The organism is Methylobacterium sp. CCH7-A2, assembly GCF_001557075.1.
GTDB lineage: Bacteria > Pseudomonadota > Alphaproteobacteria > Rhizobiales > Beijerinckiaceae > Allobosea > Allobosea massiliensis.
Genome location: NZ_LSKN01000139.1, coordinates 1 through 16257 on the forward strand (window position 1 = coordinate 1; position 16257 = coordinate 16257).

General features: G+C 67.8%; 19 protein-coding genes and 1 tRNA gene. 11 read left to right on the forward strand and 9 right to left on the reverse strand.

The features are described from left to right. The 5 genes from AX750_RS26495 to AX750_RS25525 all read left to right on the forward strand — a co-directional run. The coding region (locus tag AX750_RS26495) for a hypothetical protein (RefSeq protein ID WP_197426538.1) at positions 1-253 on the forward strand (253 nt) is incomplete at its 5' end. Between the two features lie 195 nt (positions 254-448). After that, a complete protein-coding gene (locus AX750_RS12365; protein WP_066717922.1) occupies positions 449-949 on the forward strand; it encodes a hypothetical protein in 501 nt (166 codons plus the stop codon). Positions 950-1100: 151 nt separating this feature from the next. Further along, positions 1101-2813: a hypothetical protein gene (locus AX750_RS12370; protein ID WP_067254320.1), complete on the forward strand. Its 1713-nt coding sequence runs from the start codon at positions 1101-1103 to the stop codon at positions 2811-2813. A gap of 74 nt (positions 2814-2887) precedes the next feature. Beyond that, positions 2888-3109 carry a hypothetical protein gene (locus tag AX750_RS25995; RefSeq protein ID WP_156446439.1) on the forward strand — a complete coding sequence of 74 codons (222 nt, stop codon included), beginning with the start codon at positions 2888-2890 and terminating at the stop codon, positions 3107-3109. A gap of 20 nt (positions 3110-3129) precedes the next feature. Then, on the forward strand, positions 3130-4788 hold the full coding sequence (locus AX750_RS25525; protein ID WP_082735014.1) for a recombinase family protein: 1659 nt from the start codon (positions 3130-3132) through the stop codon (positions 4786-4788). Here AX750_RS25525 and AX750_RS12380 read toward each other — a convergent pair. The 3 genes from AX750_RS12380 to AX750_RS12390 form a co-directional block, all read right to left on the reverse strand. After that, positions 4759-4835 (reverse strand) — tRNA-Arg (locus tag AX750_RS12380). The genes AX750_RS25525 and AX750_RS12380 overlap by 30 nt on opposite strands. A gap of 128 nt (positions 4836-4963) precedes the next feature. Next, the gene (locus AX750_RS12385; protein WP_197426539.1) at positions 4964-5380 is read right to left on the reverse strand and encodes a hypothetical protein; all 417 of its coding nucleotides are present in this window, start codon (positions 5378-5380) and stop codon (positions 4964-4966) included. Between the two features lie 115 nt (positions 5381-5495). Then, on the reverse strand, positions 5496-6155 hold the full coding sequence (locus AX750_RS12390; protein WP_066717984.1) for a class I SAM-dependent methyltransferase: 660 nt from the start codon (positions 6153-6155) through the stop codon (positions 5496-5498). 83 nt (positions 6156-6238) lie between these two features. On the opposite strand from AX750_RS12390, the gene AX750_RS12395 reads away from it, so the two are divergent. Further along, the gene (locus tag AX750_RS12395) at positions 6239-7174 is read left to right on the forward strand and encodes a LysR family transcriptional regulator (protein ID WP_066717936.1); all 936 of its coding nucleotides are present in this window, start codon (positions 6239-6241) and stop codon (positions 7172-7174) included. A gap of 79 nt (positions 7175-7253) precedes the next feature. Here the strand turns inward: AX750_RS12395 and AX750_RS12400 are convergent, their stop codons facing one another. Continuing rightward, a complete protein-coding gene (locus AX750_RS12400) occupies positions 7254-7868 on the reverse strand; it encodes a heme-binding protein (protein ID WP_066717939.1) in 615 nt (204 codons plus the stop codon). 179 nt (positions 7869-8047) lie between these two features. On the opposite strand from AX750_RS12400, the gene AX750_RS12405 reads away from it, so the two are divergent. Beyond that, a complete protein-coding gene (locus AX750_RS12405) occupies positions 8048-8281 on the forward strand; it encodes a hypothetical protein (RefSeq protein WP_066717942.1) in 234 nt (77 codons plus the stop codon). Between the two features lie 19 nt (positions 8282-8300). Next, positions 8301-8831 (forward strand): hypothetical protein, encoded by a 531-nt coding sequence (locus tag AX750_RS12410; protein ID WP_066717945.1) that lies wholly within the window; start codon positions 8301-8303, stop codon positions 8829-8831. 204 nt (positions 8832-9035) lie between these two features. On the opposite strand, the gene AX750_RS12415 is transcribed toward AX750_RS12410, so the two are convergent. After that, positions 9036-9440, reverse strand: a complete 405-nt coding sequence (locus AX750_RS12415) for a host attachment protein (protein WP_066717957.1) — start codon at positions 9438-9440, stop codon at positions 9036-9038. A gap of 241 nt (positions 9441-9681) precedes the next feature. Here AX750_RS12415 and pgm point away from each other — a divergent pair, with 241 nt between their 5' ends. Continuing rightward, positions 9682-11331: a phosphoglucomutase (alpha-D-glucose-1,6-bisphosphate-dependent) gene (gene pgm / locus AX750_RS12420; RefSeq protein ID WP_066717965.1), complete on the forward strand. Its 1650-nt coding sequence runs from the start codon at positions 9682-9684 to the stop codon at positions 11329-11331. A gap of 19 nt (positions 11332-11350) precedes the next feature. Here the strand turns inward: pgm and AX750_RS12425 are convergent, their stop codons facing one another. From AX750_RS12425 to AX750_RS12440, 4 genes are all read right to left on the reverse strand, one after another. Further along, positions 11351-12556 (reverse strand): hypothetical protein, encoded by a 1206-nt coding sequence (locus AX750_RS12425; RefSeq protein WP_156446441.1) that lies wholly within the window; start codon positions 12554-12556, stop codon positions 11351-11353. A 97-nt stretch (positions 12557-12653) separates the two neighbouring features. Further along, positions 12654-13121, reverse strand: coding sequence for a hypothetical protein (locus tag AX750_RS12430; RefSeq protein ID WP_067254326.1), 468 nt, complete (start codon positions 13119-13121; stop codon positions 12654-12656). A 2-nt stretch (positions 13122-13123) separates the two neighbouring features. After that, positions 13124-13582 (reverse strand): hypothetical protein, encoded by a 459-nt coding sequence (locus AX750_RS12435; RefSeq protein ID WP_066717975.1) that lies wholly within the window; start codon positions 13580-13582, stop codon positions 13124-13126. Next, a complete protein-coding gene (locus AX750_RS12440) occupies positions 13566-14327 on the reverse strand; it encodes a hypothetical protein (protein WP_066717978.1) in 762 nt (253 codons plus the stop codon). Before AX750_RS12440 ends, AX750_RS12435 begins: the two co-directional genes overlap by 17 nt. Positions 14328-14582: 255 nt before the next feature. On the opposite strand from AX750_RS12440, the gene AX750_RS12445 reads away from it, so the two are divergent. Both AX750_RS12445 and cobF read left to right on the forward strand, forming a co-directional pair. Further along, positions 14583-15365 (forward strand): VOC family protein, encoded by a 783-nt coding sequence (locus AX750_RS12445; RefSeq protein ID WP_066734078.1) that lies wholly within the window; start codon positions 14583-14585, stop codon positions 15363-15365. A 67-nt stretch (positions 15366-15432) separates the two neighbouring features. Beyond that, positions 15433-16185, forward strand: a complete 753-nt coding sequence (cobF, locus tag AX750_RS12450; RefSeq protein WP_066721213.1) for a precorrin-6A synthase (deacetylating) — start codon at positions 15433-15435, stop codon at positions 16183-16185. Positions 16186-16257: the final 72 nt, after the last annotated feature.

Here is a 16257-nt window from a genome sequence, read left to right on the forward strand (position 1 = left end):
CATCGCCCATTGCAACATGGCCGACATCGATCGCCGGACGCTGCGGCGCTACTCGGCCTACGGATTCAACGCGACCTGGCGGCGCTCGGTCGCAAACGAGATCTACTTCTTCCGGCCGAAGACCGACGATGTCGATCGCCTGATCAGGATCATCGAGGTCATCATCCATCGGCACGTCACGCTCGGGGCTGCCGTCGCGAATGTGAGCTTTGTGTCGCGCGGGCAGGGCATCGAGAAGGAAAGGGCCTTCTGAAGACTCAACGATCGTCGATCGCCCGAGGCCGAGGATCGACGAGCTGCCAGACCTGCCGGCTCCGGGATCCCGACCTCGTCGGAAACTTTCCCCCTATCGGGAACGCCGAAAGTGCCATTACTCGAGAGCCTCCGCCCGCAGGAGCCTTGCCGATCCCCGGCGAGCACCTGCGGGCGCAACATCCGGAGGCACACCGTGACCCAGTTCAAATGCTTCAACGTCTGCAAGACCCATGGGCTCTACGCCCGGGTCCTGCCGCTCACGATCAGCTACAGCAAATCGGACGAGTTCGAAGGGCTGGCGCTGCCCATCATCGTCCGTGACGGACGCAGCGATCTCAACTCCATGCTTAAGACCGGGTCGAAGGATCGGGTCGTGGTGATCGATGCGACCCATCTCGGCCGCACCGCGGTCTTCGGCCGTCAGGAAGCGGCGAGCGCGCGAGCCGGTGGCGCCCGCGCAGTGGTCGTTCTCGGGCTCGTCGCTCACGTCTCCGCTCTCGAGAGCGAGCGCCTCCCCATCCGGGCCTTCGGCGCGACGCCGAGGATGCTGCCGGCCGACGGCGGCTCGGCCCACGCCGCCATGATCGACACCGACTGCGGGCTCCTCACCACTGAGGACTACATCGTCGGAGATACCGACGGCGTCGTCGCGGTCGAGCTCGAACTCTATCAGCAGGGCAATGCCATCAAGTAGCCGGCGCTCCCGTACTGCGGCCACAGCCCTGCAGGCTACGACAAGTTAACCATCAGCTTAAAGAACAGAAAAAGAACATGGGAATTGGATCAGGTCGATGAGACATTTTCGCATCGACCTGATCTGATTCGGCTGACTAGCGAGCGCTCCCATGCGTTACGATCCCCGCAACCCCTATCCGCGCGCCTACTTCAGCGCCTCCGATCTTGCTTCAGCCAGGTATGGTGAGGCCCGCTACCTTGGCGAGCACTTTGTGAATATCTACGACATAGCGAGCGCCTGCAACGAGCAGGTGTGTTCGGGCGAAATCCTTCCGGAGCTTCGGCTCGAAGACGTGCCGATCAAAGAAATTGAGAAACATGTGCCGTCGATACGGCAATACAAGCTGCTTTCGCGCACGCTGACGAGCGGGCAACCGCTTTACGCTTCACTACTGTATCAGCCTTGTCTATTGGTCGAAGGGGGCAAAGGGCGGGAACTCATCGACGGTGTCGAGCGGCTGGTCGCGGCGAAGGCCGCAGGAGCAAGATCACTGCGATGCTTCATCATCCCGTACGAAAAGGCGCTCAAATTCGGAAGGTCGATCATCGACGAGTCGCCCATTACCCCGGCCGGTTGGCCGGGCCTTCAGCGTACAATGCCTCCTCGGATGGAGAGCGAGACGACTGCACCGGGAGCCGTGCTCAGCAGAGCTCATCGTGAATTTTTAGCCGAGATGGAGTTGCGAAAGCATCGGTATCAATCGTCGTTGGTTGCCTTCGCCGCGACCGCTGCCGCTGCAGAAAAAGGCCGAGTGGTGGCCGACATCAATGTGCGTACGACCTTCCTTGGGCGCAACGTGACCTTGCATGAAAAAGATCAGGACGATCTCGATGTGTTGTTTCGCGCCAAACCAGATCGCTTCAGCAAGAGGGGACCTGCCAAGAGCCTCTACGAAGTCCTCACGATCCTCTATATCAAGCGCATCATCGCCGGAATTCTGAAGTTCGATGGACATGCCGGAAAAGCGGTGCTTGTAGCGGCCGGTGTCAAAAGATGGCCAGGTGGACCGCCTAACCTGGAAAGCTGGCTGAAAGACCGATCCCACATCGAAGCCGGTGCCTGCCCATTCTTCGCCGCTCCGATCGATGACCGATTGCTGGAAGTCGGCAAGCAATGGCAGGGCGCCATGGCGCAAAAACCGATCGACCATTGTACCGAACTTGCGAGGGTCGCGTTCAAGGTTCATGAAATAGTAAAAATTCAGAGAGGAAATCTGCGTCGGGTGCTGGAGGTCAACACACCTAATGCGCGAGAAAGCTGTCACTGGCCCATTTTCTTCCAGACTGCAGTCGAGGGTAAGCTTACCGAAGCACATACCAACGAATATGCCGTAGACGCCCATCAGCGCGCTTTGCTGGCTCTTCACGGGCGGATCAACCCGGCTAAGATCTGGCGCGACGATGCGCGTAATACTCTTCTCTATCAGTGGATCATCGCGTTGGGGGATCTGGTCCGCACGGGGCGGATGGTCGTCACGTGCCTGATGGCCCAGGAGCTGTTTCAGGTCGAGGATATCCGCTCCGTCGCGTCCAATCCGGAGATCGCACCGGCATGGGGGCTGTTCGACCAGATCCTGGCGATGGCAACGACTGGGAAGGTCGGGTCCCTCCCACCAATTTCCGAATTGAACCTTCTGTGTCGAGACGCCATGCGTGATCGATGCGCGCAGATCATCAGTCCGTCGGACAAGCCCGGGAAACACTTCACGTCCAGACAGCTGCCAACACTGCGGCAGAAAATCGCCGGCTCGCCGACGCAGTTCAAGAAGCCACGGCGCCTGTCGCCGAGCGAAATCGCAGAGCTGCCGATCCTGCTGACATAGCCCATCGGAAACTCTCCCCCTAGTCGCCGCCTGCGACGTGGTGAACTTGGACAGCCTCCCGACCGGAGGCTGTCATGGCCCGAAGGCCCAAACCGAAACGCGTTCCCGTCGCCTCCGGCCAGTTGGCCGGGGGCGGTGCGCCGCTTCGGTCGAGGTCATCGAGAAGAGGGCGCGAGGAAGCCTATCTCCAAGTGGAAACGAATTTCGAGAGCTTGCCGGTGACGCCCCGGGAAATCGAGTTGCTGAGCCACTATCTGGGTGATGAAATCGACGCCCTGCTGCGTGGCAATGGCTGATGGATGGAAGGTCGGAGACCATGGCGGCGAAGAAGCGATCAGCAGCCCACCAGACCGTCTCGACCGGCCCATTGCGTGTGTGCTCCTATTGCCGCGTCTCGACCGGTCGGCAGGCCGATAGCGATCTGTCCATCCCCGATCAGAATCGTCAGATTGCCGACTATGTCGCCGCCAAGGGCTGGGAGCTCGTTGCGACCTATGTCGATCCCGGACTGTCGGCGACCGATGACAACCGGCCTCAGTTCCAGGCCTTGATCGAGAGGGCGCTCGACGACGACCATCCCTTCGACGCCGTTCTGGTCCATTCCTACTCCCGGTTTTTCCGGGATTCCTTCAACCTCGAACTTTATCGTCGGCGGCTCGAGAAGGCCGGGGTGAAGCTGGTCTCGATCACGCAGGAACTCGGCGACGAACCGGCCGACGCCATGATGCGTCAGCTGATCGCCATGTTCGACGAGCACCAGTCGCGCGAAAACGGAAAGCACGTCCGCCGGGCGATGCAGGAGAATGCGCGCCAGGGCTTCTACAACGGTTCCCCCGTAGCGCTCGGCTTCACGACCACGGTGGTCGCCCGGCACGGCAACCGCGACAAGAAGATCCTTGTCATCGATCCCGTTGAGGCCGAGCTGGTTCGACGGATCTTCCTCCTGTACCGTGATGGGGACGGCACCAGCGGGCCGATGGGCGTCAAGGCGATCGCGACCTGGCTGAACGGGCACGGCTACCGAACCAAGCGGGGTGGCCTGTTCGGCGTCGCTGCCGTCCACACGATCCTGACCAACAGGGCCTACATCGGCGAGACGACCTTCAATCGCCGCTGCTCGCGGACACTCCGCCAGAAGCCGGCAGACCAGCACATTCATGGCGAGGTCGAGCCGATCGTCGACGCAACCTTATTCGAGTGGGTCCAGCAGGCTCTGCCGACCCGCAGCCCTAAGGTCGTCGCCCCACGCGTGGTCACCGGGCCGATCCTGCTGACGGGTCTCGCCTCCTGCAGCTGCGGAGCTGCGATGACGCTGCGGACAGGCACCGGTGGTCAGGGCAGGGTCTACAAGTACTACACCTGCTCCGCCAGCGCCCGGCAGGGCAAGACCGCGTGCAAAGGGCGGTCGATCCGCATGGACCGGCTCGATGGCCTCGTCGTCGACGCTCTCAAGAAAAACCTTCTTCAGCCGGAACGGCTCGCCGACGTGCTGTCAGCCGTCATCGATTCCCGCTCGCGTCGTGCCGAGGAGATCGAGCAGCGCATCCGGCGTCTTCAGCAATCTGGCGCCGAAGCGCGCGACAAGCTCCGGCGGCTGATCGACCTGATCGAAGGCACCGACTTCATCGATGATGAAATCAAGAGCCGTATCACCCAGCGTCGCAGCGAGATCGCCAAGGTGGAAGCCGAGCTCGAAAGGCTTCAGGCGCCCCGATCAGGGCAGGAGGCATTTTCCCATGAGGTGCTGATGCGATTCGGCCAACTCGTCTCGGAAAACATCGCAAACGGACCGATCCCGTTTCGGAAGGGCTATCTCCGCGCCGTGCTTGATCGCGTGGAGGTGGATGACGGTATCGTCCGTCTCGTCGGTAACACCCACGTGCTGGCCCAAGCCGTCAAGGACGGCCCGGCCAACGTGCAGGGAGTTCGCAGATCTATACCGAAGTGGCGCGCCCGACACGATTCGAACGTGTGACCTTTGCCTTCGGAGGGCAACGCTCTATCCAGCTGAGCTACGGGCGCAATCCGTGCATGGTGGATAGCCGATCGCGCGGCGCGGGGCAACGAGGGAATTGCGACGGGGCGGGGGCTGCCCGAGGCGCGCCGCGCTCGTGGCCTGGACGGTCGCGCGGCGCTCGGGATGGAAAGCCTCAGCCGCGCGCCGCCGAGACGACCCTGCAGAGATAGCCGCGAATGGTTGCGGCATCGGCCAGTTGGCCGGCCTGGATCATGAAGACCGCGTCCACCCGCGTGCCGTTGCCCGTCTTGCGTGCCGACACGCGAAGGGTCTGGGGGCGGCCAGACCCGGAGGTCTCCTGAAAGGCCGTCAGTGCCCCAGCGGAGCGGTCGACGCCGACGCGGATGAAGCCCTCGGCGAGCATCGCGCTGCGCAGATTGTCGAGGGCCCGGTCCCGGTTGACGCCGGCGAAGATCTGCGAGGTTCGGAAATTCAGCGCGGTGAGCATCGGCGTGCCCTCGACGCGGAAATTCCCTTCGCAGCTCTGGGCCAGGATGGGCGTGGCGCCCAAGCACAGCATCAGGGTCGTCACCGACAGCATGGTCTTCATCGGGGTTGGTCCTCCTCGGTGTGATGAACGGGATGCGACAGGACATGTCGCTCGAGCGGGCCGACGGCCTGTCGGAGCCATGGCGAGGCCGCCGGGGCCGCGGGGCGGGTGGCGCTCACGGGCCCGGCTTTCGTGCGGCCAGGAACACGCGGAAATCCGTCCGGCCCGATCCATGGCGCGTGCGATCGATGATCGAGAAGCCGCCGGCGGTGACTTCGCGGGTCAGTTCATCGGCCGTGAAGAACGACAGCGACGGTGCCTTGCCGATATACTGCATCAGGGGGATGGCGAGGCGGATGACCGCATTCATCTCGGACAGGCAGGGTGTCTTGGTGATGAACAGCCCGCCCGGCTTCAGGGCCCGCGCGACGGACTCCAGCAGGCGTGGCCGGTCCGCGATCAGGTGCAGGAGATTGAAGGCCAGCACCGCGTCGAAAGACGCGTCCGGCCTGGGCGGGTCGCACCCGTTCGCGACAGTGAACGTCGCGTTCGGGCAGGCGGCCGCGGCCTTGCGCGCCTCGGCGATGGCGATCATCTCGTGCGAGACGTCCGTCCCGGTGATGTGGCCGATCGAAGGCGCCAGCCGCAGCGCTGTCTCGCCGGTTCCGCAGCCTAGCTCCAGAACCCGATCCCCGGCGCTCAGCAGATCCAGCGTCGAGGACAGGGTGCGCTCATAGCCGGCGGGATCCTTGATCGCGCTTCGTGAATAGGCCCGCGCCGCCCGGTTCCAGAACGCGGCATCGGGATCGTCTTCAGGCTCTCGTCGGGTTGGCATGCCAGGCTCCATCAGCCCCTCTCATCGCACAGGCTGCAATATTTGGATTTCACCGATTTCAGAGATGCGATATTCATACATGCATGGATGGCATCGATTGGAACTGGGTGCGGGCCTTTCGAGCCACGGCCGAAGCGGGGTCCTTGTCCGCGGCGTCGCGCCAACTCGGTCTGAGCCAGCCGACCTTGTCGCGGCAGGTGGCCGCCCTTGAGGAACAGCTCGCCGTCACCCTGTTCGAGCGGGTCGGGAAAAGGCTGATCCTGACGGCTGGAGGGGCCGGCATGCTGGAGCACGCCCGCCAGATGGCTGCCGCGGCGGAGGCGCTCGCACTTGGCGCCGCGGGCCAGGCATCCGAGCTGGCGGGCCTCGTCCGCCTGTCGGTCACGGATGCGGTCGCGACGCATGTCATGCCCGGCATCGTCGAGCGCCTGCGCGAGGAGGTGCCCCAGGTTACCGTCGTGGTCATCGCGACCGATGCGCTCAGCGATCTCAGGCGACGCGAGGCCGACATCGCCATCCGCCATGTCCGCCCCACGGAGCCGGAACTGATCGGCCGTCTGATCGGGGAACTGGCCGCGCATCTTTATGCCTCAGACGCGTGGATCGCGCGTCACGGCTTGCCGCGGGCGGCCGCCGATCTGGTCGGCGCGACAGTCCTGGCCTTCGACCCGGTCGAGCAGTTCGTCGGCCACATGGAGCTCCAGGGGATCCGGCTCGGGCCGGAGCAGTGCTCCGTGGTGTCGAACAGCGCGTCGGCGCTCTGGGAGATGACCCATCGGGGGATCGGCGTCGGCGTCGTCCTCGACATCGCGGCGGCGCGCATGCCGGGGCTGAGAAAGCTCTTGCCGGAGCTGTCGCGCGTCCCGGTGCCGCTCTGGCTGGTGACACATCGAGAGCTGCAGACCAGTCGCCGCATCCGTCTGGTCTACGACGTCGTCGCCGATGAACTGCGCCGGCTGGTCGTGTCGGGCGCGGACCCCAACCGCGAGCGGGAGCCCCCTGGCGCGTCGCCCGGGTGACCGCGGCCCGTCCAACGGCCGTGAGGCCATGCTGTCTGTGCGTCTGCCTGCGAGGAGGACCGTTCTGGCTGTTCTGGCCCTACGGCCCCTCGACCTCGAACAGCACCTCGTTGCGCCGCAGCGGGCCGGGCGTCCAGGGGTCGTTGTAATAGGCATAGGTCGCCTCGCCCCGGATCGCGATCCCCGCTTTCGCCAGCCAGGCCCGCAGCTCCGCCTCCTTCTCCGCGATCAGCGCGTCGGTGGCGACGCCGGAGAAGCGGATCGCGGCGCGCCGCGCCGCCGGCAGCTCCAGCAGGCGCACATCCTCGCCCGCCGCCTTCGGCAAGGTCTCGAGCGTGTATTTCGACGGCATCACGAAGCGCACCAGCCAGCTCTGCGCCGCGGGTTGCGCCGGCGTCTGCGTCACCGGGGCGGTCATGCTGATGCTGTCGCCGGGCCGGTTCTTCGCGAAGATATAGGCCGCGAGCGGCGCGAAGCCGGCGCGCACCGCCGTCTGCCGGTCGCCCTGCCGCGTCACCTCCGCCACGCGCAGCGCCGGATAGTCGCGGATCTCGATGGCCCCGTCCTGCCGGACCGACACGTATGTCGGCTGCTCGATCGTGCTCATCACATAGATCCAGATCCCGATCGCGACCGCCGCCAGCGCGGCGACGAGCCCAAGCCCCCCGAGCGCCAGCATCTTGAACGTTCCCATGACCTGGTCCGCATCGGAGGGGCGCGCCCGCCGGCCGGCAGCGCTTCGCTCCGCGGCAGCCTAGCACGGGCGCTGCCCGGCCGGCGCCCGCCACGACGTCGCGCCACGTCCCCTTGCAGGCTTGCCTGCGCGCCGCGGCGCGGACATCCTGTCACGGAGACGCGCGGGAGAGCGATGCGATGGCGGCGAGCGATGCGGAAACGGCCCGGCTGGCGCTCGACGTCTTCGCCCATTTCGAGACCGAGCCCGGCGAATGGCTCGCCGCCGGCAATCTGCTCTCGATCGCGGCGATGAATGGATGGGACACCAAGGCGGTGATGGCGAGCTATGAGCACGGCAAGGCGCTGGGCTGGTTCGAGGACGGGCCGAACGGCACGGTCACGATCACCCCGGCCGGCCACGCGCGGCTCTGAGGCGCCGCCACCGGCCAGGATGCCGAAGCTCGCCGCCATTCCCCCCGCGATCCGCCGCGCCGCCTGCGCCGCCCACGAGGCGGGGCACATCGTCGTCGGCTGGCATCATGGCCGCGCCATCACCCATGCCTGGCTGCGCCCGCCGCAGGGCGTCTCCGGCGAGACCTGTTTCGAGCCCTATCGCCGGGGCTTCGATGCCAGGAGCGCGCAGGACCGAAAGCGCGCCGAGATCGAGATCACCATCCTCGCCGCCGGCCATTGCGGCGAGATGCTCTACTGGAACGAGCCGGCGGGATTGAAATGGTATCCGGGCGCGATCGAATCCCATGCCGACGACCTCGCCCAGATGCAGCCCTTTCTCGCCTTGCTGCAGCCGGAGCAGGCGGAGCCGCTGCGGGCCCGCTGCGAAAGGGCCGCGACCGCGATCCTCTATCGGCCGGCGGTGCGCGCCGCCCATGCGGCGATCGCGGCGCGGCTCGATGCACAGGGTCGCATCGGCCGCGACGAGGTCGAGGCGGCGATGCAGGGGGCGGGGCTGACCCGCGACTGAAGAGGGTCGCGTTGTGTTGCAACCAGCCGGTCATTCCGGGGCTTCGCGCAGCGAAGAGCCCGGAATCCATGAACACCGGAGCGGCCCAAGGGCAACGGGGTTCCCCCATAATCTGCCGTGGTGTTCATGGGTTCCGGGCTCGGGCCTGACGGCCCGCCCCGGAATGACGGCCTGTTTCCGAGGGAGTGGGACCGCCCGCGAGGGCTAATGCCCGCGCAGCGCGCCGAGAAGCTCCGGCCCGCTCTTGCCGATCAGGTTCTTGGGCAGTTCGGCGACCAGCGCGGCCTCGAGCTGCTTGTGGTAATGGCGCCGCATCTCGCCGAGCGTTCGCGGCGAGGCGATCACGACGAGATGGCTGATCTTGTGCCCGGTGACCTGATGGTTGAGCCAGGCGGTCGCCGCCGCCGCATGGGCGTCCTCGTCGATCTGGTGCCCGGTCGGGTTGGCGGAGCTGGAATCGCGCCCGCCGCCGCCGGCCCTGTTGTGCTCGTCGAGATGGGGCGAGGGCAGGGCGGCCAGCGCCGGCTCGGCCTCGTTGCCGCTGTTGCGGAAGAGCGCGAACTGCTGGCCGTCGACGACGGCGATCACGGCACCATGGGGGAGTTGCATTGACGAATCCTCGGCTGGGTCTGGCCCGTTGCCCCGGGACCGGAGCCCCCGGGGACCTGCAGGGCTGTGATCGTCAAACGCCGCCGCCGCCGCATTGATCCCGATCAAGCGGCCCGCGCCGCGCGGGCGACGGGCGCTCGCGGCTGCCCCAACTTTGCCCGGCCGGGAACGGATGCTTCACTCTCGCGTCCTAAGACCGCTCGTCCTAGAACCGGCGCAGACCCTTCGCTGAGGAATCCCGATGTCGTCCACGATCAGCCCGCTCGCGGGCAAGCCGCTCGACCCCAGCCTTCTGGTCGATCTCGCCCGGCTCGGCCAGGCCTATTTCGAGCGGCCCAATCCGGCCGATCCGGCCCAGCGCGTCGCCTTCGGCACCTCGGGCCATCGCGGCTCCTCGCTGCTGCGCTCCTTCAACGAGGCCCATATCCTCGCCATCTCCCAGGCGATCTGCCTCTATCGGCGGGAGCAGGGCATCGACGGCCCGCTCTTCCTCGGCATCGACACCCATGCCCTGTCGCGCCCGGCCTTCGAGACCGCGCTGGAGGTCTTCGCCGCCAATGGCGTGACCACGCTGGTCGATGAGGATCTGCGCTTCACGCCGACGCCGGTGATCTCGCACGCCATCATCGGCCATAACCGCGGGCGCAAGACCGGTCTGGCCGACGGCGTGGTGATCTCGCCCTCGCACAACCCGCCGGCCGATGGCGGCTTCAAGTACAACCCGCCCCATGGCGGCCCGGCCGACACCGACGCCACCGGCTGGATCGAGCGCAAGGCCAATGCGCTGATCGAGGCCGGGCTCGATGGCGTCTCGCGCATCCCCTATGCGCGGGCGCTCGCCTCCGACCATGTCCGCCGCCATGGCTTCCGCGAGGCCTATGTCGCCGAGCTCGGCAGTGTCCTCGACATGGAGGCGATCCGCAGCGCCGGCGTCGCCATCGGCATCGATCCGCTCGGCGGGGCGGGCCTCGACTATTACGCCCCGATCATCGAGCGCTACCGCCTGAACGCGACCATCTTGGACCAGACGCTCGACCCGACCTTCGCCTTCATGCCGGCGGATTGGGACGGCAAGATCCGTATGGACTGCTCTTCGCCCTATGCGATGACCGGGCTGATTGCGATGAAGGACCGCTTCGACGTCGCCTTCGCCAACGACACCGACGCCGACCGCCACGGCATCGTCAGCCGCAGCGGCGGGCTGATGAACCCGAACCATTATCTCGCGGTGGCGATCGACTATCTCTTCCGCAACCGCGCCGGCTGGCGGGCGGACGCCGCCATCGGCAAGACCATCGTCAGCAGCGCCGTCATCGACCGCGTCGCGGCGCGGCTCGGCCGGCGTCTGGTCGAGGTGCCGGTCGGCTTCAAATGGTTCGTCGAGGGCCTCTCCGACGGCAGCTTCGGCTTCGGCGGCGAGGAGAGCGCCGGCGCCTCCTTCCTGCGCCTCGACGGCACGAGCTGGAGCACGGATAAGGACGGGCTGATCCTCGGCCTGCTCGCCGCGGAGATCACCGCGAAGACGGGCTCCGACCCCGGCGAGCGCTATGCCGCGATCACGAAGGATCTGGGCGAGCCGCTCTATGCCCGCACCGACGCGCCCGCGACACGCGAGCAGAAGGCGGTGCTGAAGAACCTGTCGCAGGCCCAGCTCGGCACCGACACGCTCGCCGGCGAACCCATCACCGCCGTCCTCAACGCGGCGCCGGGCAATGGCGCGGCGATCGGCGGCGTCAAGGTCGTCACGGGCGAGGGCTGGTTCTGCGCCCGCCCCTCGGGCACGGAGGAGGTCTACAAGATCTACGCTGAGAGCTTCCGCGACGCCGGCCATCTCGCCCGCATCCAGGAGGAGGCGCAGGCCGTCATCGCGCGGGCCTTCGCGGCGGCCTGACCGGCCGGGGCGGAACGGGCTACTCGCCCGCGGCGCGGCGGGCCGGCGGCTCGCCGTCCTCGGCCTCCTCGGCGCCGGTGGCGAGCCGGTGGCGCGACATCGCCTCGATCAGCTGGCGGTTGGAGTGCTCCAGCGTGCCGACATGGTCGATGTGGTGGCGCAGATCGGTGCGCAGCTGCTGGTTCACCCCGGTCAGGAAATCGGCTTTGGACTGCAGGGCCGAGAGCTTGATCTCGAGATCGTAGACGGTCTTGTCGCGCTGGCCGAGATCCTCGACCAGCCGGCGTTCGCGCTCGGCGGCCGCCGCGGCCTGGGCCTCCAGCTCCTTGATCGTCTGCAGCGCCGTGGCGATGCGCGTCTGCGCCTGGCCGGCGGCCTCATTGGCGGCCTCGCGCTCGCCGCTCATCTTCTCCGCCAGCGCCGCGATGTCCCGCTGCAGGCGGCTGTTCTCGCCGGTGGCGGCGACGAGGTCGGAGCGCAGCATCGCCACCTCGCGCGCCAGGTTCTGCGCCGCGGCGGATTTCTCGAGCAGCTTCTGGTCGACGACCTGGCGCTCCTCGGAGAGGCGCTGGATGCGCGAATCAGCCCGCGAGAGCCGCTGCATCAGCGCGTTCACCTCGCTCTGCAGCTTGGCGTGCTCGGCTTCCAGCGCGGCGAGTGCCGCCTGGTTGTGGTCGAGCGCGGCGCGGCTGCGATGCAGCTCCTCCTCGTAGCGCATCGCCAGCGGCCGATAATGGCCGATCTCGCTCTGCAGCCCGGCGATCTCGCGCTCCTGGCGGGTGCAGACGCTGCTCAGCTCCTCGATCTGCGCGGCCTGATCCTGCGAGGTCTGGATGAACTTGGGCAGGATCTGCTGCATCGTCGCGGTGCGCGTCATCAGCAGGTCGAGCTGGACCGACCAGTTCGAGATCTTGGCGAATTCGGCCTGGAGTTCGTTGGACTGCTCGCTGATGGCGGTCATCAGTTGGCCGACCTCATGCGAGCTGCCGGGCTTCGGCGGCGGCGGTGCGAGGGGCGCGATCGGATCGCCCGGCTCGTTGGCGGCGGTCTCGGGCACGGGGAAGGCGGGAGCCGGCGGCGGCTCCTGCGCCTCGCTCCGCCCCCCGATGAGACGCCTCAGACTTGCACCGATCATCGAAGCCACCCCACCCACCTTGCCCTTCTCGACGCAGGGCACGCCGCCTTCAAAAGGCCCGGCGATGGCGCTTTCCGGGCTGCAGTTCAAGGCGCTACGCCAGCAGAGGACGGGCCGGGCCGCAAGGCAACATCGCAGTGGCTGTCCCTGCGAGTTGCAAACAACTTCTTTGGCGCGAACGCGGCCGTCAGCCGGCCCGCGGCACACCCCCGGCCTGTCGCAGCCTGAGCTCGAGCATATAGGCCCGCTGCACCGCCTCGCGTTCGCGCAGCAGCGCCTTCTCCAGCACCCCCTGTTGCGTCTGCAGAACCTCGTTGGCGCGGCTCAGTGTCGCTTCCGCCTTCTGGGCGCGCTGGCTGAGTTCGTCCTTCTCCTGCGCGAGCGCCGCGATCTGCTGCTGCAGCTTGACCTTCTCGCGCTCGGCGTCCTCGAGCGAGCCGCGCGCCTTGTGCAGAATGTCGAGCAATTGCAGCTGCATCGATTCGAAGGCGGCGCCCGCTCCTTCGACCAGCGCCAGCGTGTCCTGCGGGTGCGGCCGGCCGGTCAGGCGGCGTGCCAGCGGGCGCGGCGGCGGCGCAGGCCCGCGCTCCGGCGTCTCCCGGCCAGCGGGAGACCGCAGCATGGCGCGGCTGAGGCTGGGCGCGTTCGGGTTCACGGTCACTCGCGCGGTTGGGCGCGATTGGCCGGCGAGAAGGAGGTGGTGACGGCGTCGTGCAGCCGGGCGAGCCAGCCTTCGGCTTCCAGCGCGCGCGCCTCGGCCTGGCGGGCCCGCTCCTCGGACCGCCACAGCATCTCGTTGGCGGTGGCGATCTGCGCCTCGAGCTCGCGCATGTTCACCGCCGCCTGCGCGATGGTCTGCTGCAGCCGCTCCTCGAGCTGGGCGTAGCGCAGATTGCTGATCCGGATCGCCTCGCTCGTCTCCTCGATCAGGGCGAGCGCGGAGGGCCAGTCCCGCTGCGGCTGGGGCGGGGTTGCCGGCCGCGCGGGCTCCGCCGGCGCGACGGCCGCCGCGGGGAAGGCGGCGATCTTGTCGGAGGCGTTGAGGAACTGTTCCGAGGTCGGCAGGCTCTGGCGCAGGGTGGTGACGGTGGCGAGATCGCTAACGGCAGGCTGCATGGCTTTGCTCCGTGAGAGCCGGAAGGGCAGGCGGCATGGGCCCGTCCTCTCCGAGGGTGAATGGGGCAGAGAAATCGGCGCGGACGGGCGGCAATGGGATCGTGCAGGGAAGCGAAGAGGCCGCGAGCAGCTGGTCCTGCAGTGCCCGGCGGTTGGCGCGGGCGAGATCCAGCGCGCGCTGGAGCAGCAGCTTGTCGCGGCGCTCGCCCTGCAGCGTGTCTTCGAGCCGAAGGCATTCACGCTGCAGCGCGTCGGTGGCCCAGGCATGCTGCGCCCGGGCGGCGCGAAGTTCGCTTTCGGCGGTGGCGCCGGCCCCGTCGAGCCGGGCGATTTCCGCCAGGCGATCGGCAAGGGCGGCATCGAGCGCCGCGATCCGGCTCGCCTGTCTGGCCTTCTCGATCGACGCCTCGTGCAGGGCCTCCTTCAGCCGCCCGATCTCGGCGGCCGCCGCCTGCCTCTGGCGGTCGGATTGCGCGGTCGCGTCCCGCTGCTGTTCGAGGGCGCGCTCGGTGGCGGCGAGCGCCGCCCGCGCCTGCCGCAGATGCAGCCGCTCCGCCTCGATCAGCGTCTCCATGGCCGCAAGCCGGCCCAGAGCCGCTTCGAGCCGCAATTCGAGGAAACTCTGCTGGGCTGCGACCAGCCGCCGGGCCGAGGCGGCCTCATCGTCGGCCACTCCGCCGGCCGCCGCCACGCGCGCCGGCGTGCCCAGCCAGTCCTGCGAGTCGGCGAGAGGGAGCGCGGTCAAGTGGTGGCCTCGAAGAGTGCGCCTGTGGAGCTTGGGGAACGCCGACACGAATCAATCGCTCAACTTAGCTACTCTTAACGAATCGTATCAATCCGAGATTTCGCCACAGCGACGCCCTAGCGCTCGCCACGCCGATTTTCTTGGGGATGCGGGCGTCAAGCCATCCCGGAACAGTGGCGCGATGCGCCGGCCGGGCTTGTCGTGGCGGGCTTTCCGGCCGACCCATGACGGATCGGGCCTTGTCAGGGGAGCCTCATGCGCCAGAGCATCGACCACATCGTCATCGCCGTCACCGATCTCGACAAGGCGGTCGCCGACTACACGGCGCTGGGTTTTACTGTCCTTCCCGGCGGCGAGCATCCGCGCGGCTCGCGCAACGCGCTGATCGTCCTGGCCGACGGCGCCTATCTCGAAATCATCGCCTTCGCCCGTCCCGTGCCCGGCTTCCGCTGGTGGCGGGTGCTGGACGAGGCGGGCAGTGGCCTGGTTGATTACGCCCTGCTGCCGGCGGACGACCTCGACAAGGACACCGCCCGAATCCGCGATGCCGGCATCGCGATCGAGGGGCCGATCGACGGCGAGCGCCTGCAGCCGGACGGAACCCGCATCGCCTGGCGCTCCTCCCGCCCGCCCGAACCCGACATCCCCTTCCTCTGCGAGGATGTCACGCCGCGCGCGCTGCGCGTGCCCGAAGGCGCGGCCCGCCGCCACGCCAATGGCGTGACCGGTATCGCCGGCGTCACGGTCGCCGTCCGCGATCTCGCCGCGTCTGTCGCCCGCTATCGCGCGGTCACCGGGCTCGAGCCGCTCGCGACCGGGGCCGCGCCCGGCCTCGGCTTCGCGCTGGCGCAATTCCGGCTCGGCCGCCAGATGCTCTCGCTGGCGCAGCCGCGCGGCGAGGCCTGCGAGGGGCTGACGCGCCAGCTCGGCCGGCGCGGGCAGGGCGCCTTCGCGCTCTCCTTCTTCGGACCGGCCGATCGCTGCCTCGACCGGGCGCTGGCCCATGGCGCCCGTCTGGAGATCGTCCGCGCGCTGTGACGGAACCGACGCTGCCCCGCGCGACGCGGCGTGCTATGCGCCGGGCCGAGCACGGAGGATGAGGCGGATGCGCAAGTTGCTGATCATCGGCATCGGCGCCGGCGATCCGGACCAGATGACGGTCCAGGCGATCGCGGCGCTGAACCGCGCCGATGTGATCTTCCTGCCCGACAAGGGGCAGGAGAAGGCGGCGCTGCGCCATCTGCGCGAGGCGATCTGCGCGCGCTTCATCGAAAAGCCCCGGCGCAGTGTGACGATGGAAACCCCACGCCGCGCCGAGGCGGGGGACGATTATCGCGGCGTCGTCGACGACTGGCACGCCCGCATCGCCGCGTCCTACGCGGCGCTGTTCCGGCTGGAACTGGCGGAGGGGCAGACCGGGGCGCTGCTCGTCTGGGGCGATCCCGCGCTCTATGACAGCACCCTGCGCATCGTCGAGCGCGTCCGCGCGGGCGGCCTGGCGCTGGACTGGGAGGTCATCCCCGGCATCAGCAGCGTCCAGGCGCTCGCCGCCCGCCATCGCATCCCGCTCAACCGCATTGGCGAACCCGTGCTGATCACCACCGGCCGCAAGCTGGCGGAAGGCCTGCCGCAGGCGCCGGACGGCGTCGTCGTCATGCTGGACGGCGAGCAGGCCTTCGCGAAGATCGCGCCCGAGGGCTTGGAGATCTTCTGGGGCGCTTATCTCGGCACGCCCGACGAGATCCTGATCGCCGGCCCGCTCGCCATGGTTTCGGACGAGATCGTGCGGGTCCGTGCCGCGGCGCGCGAGCGCCATGGCTGGATCATGGACATCTATCTGCTCCGGCGCTGCGATTGAAGCGACGGCCGGTTGGGCAAGCCGCATCCCCTTCCCCCCGCTTGCGGTGGGGAAGGGTTAGGGATGGGGGGC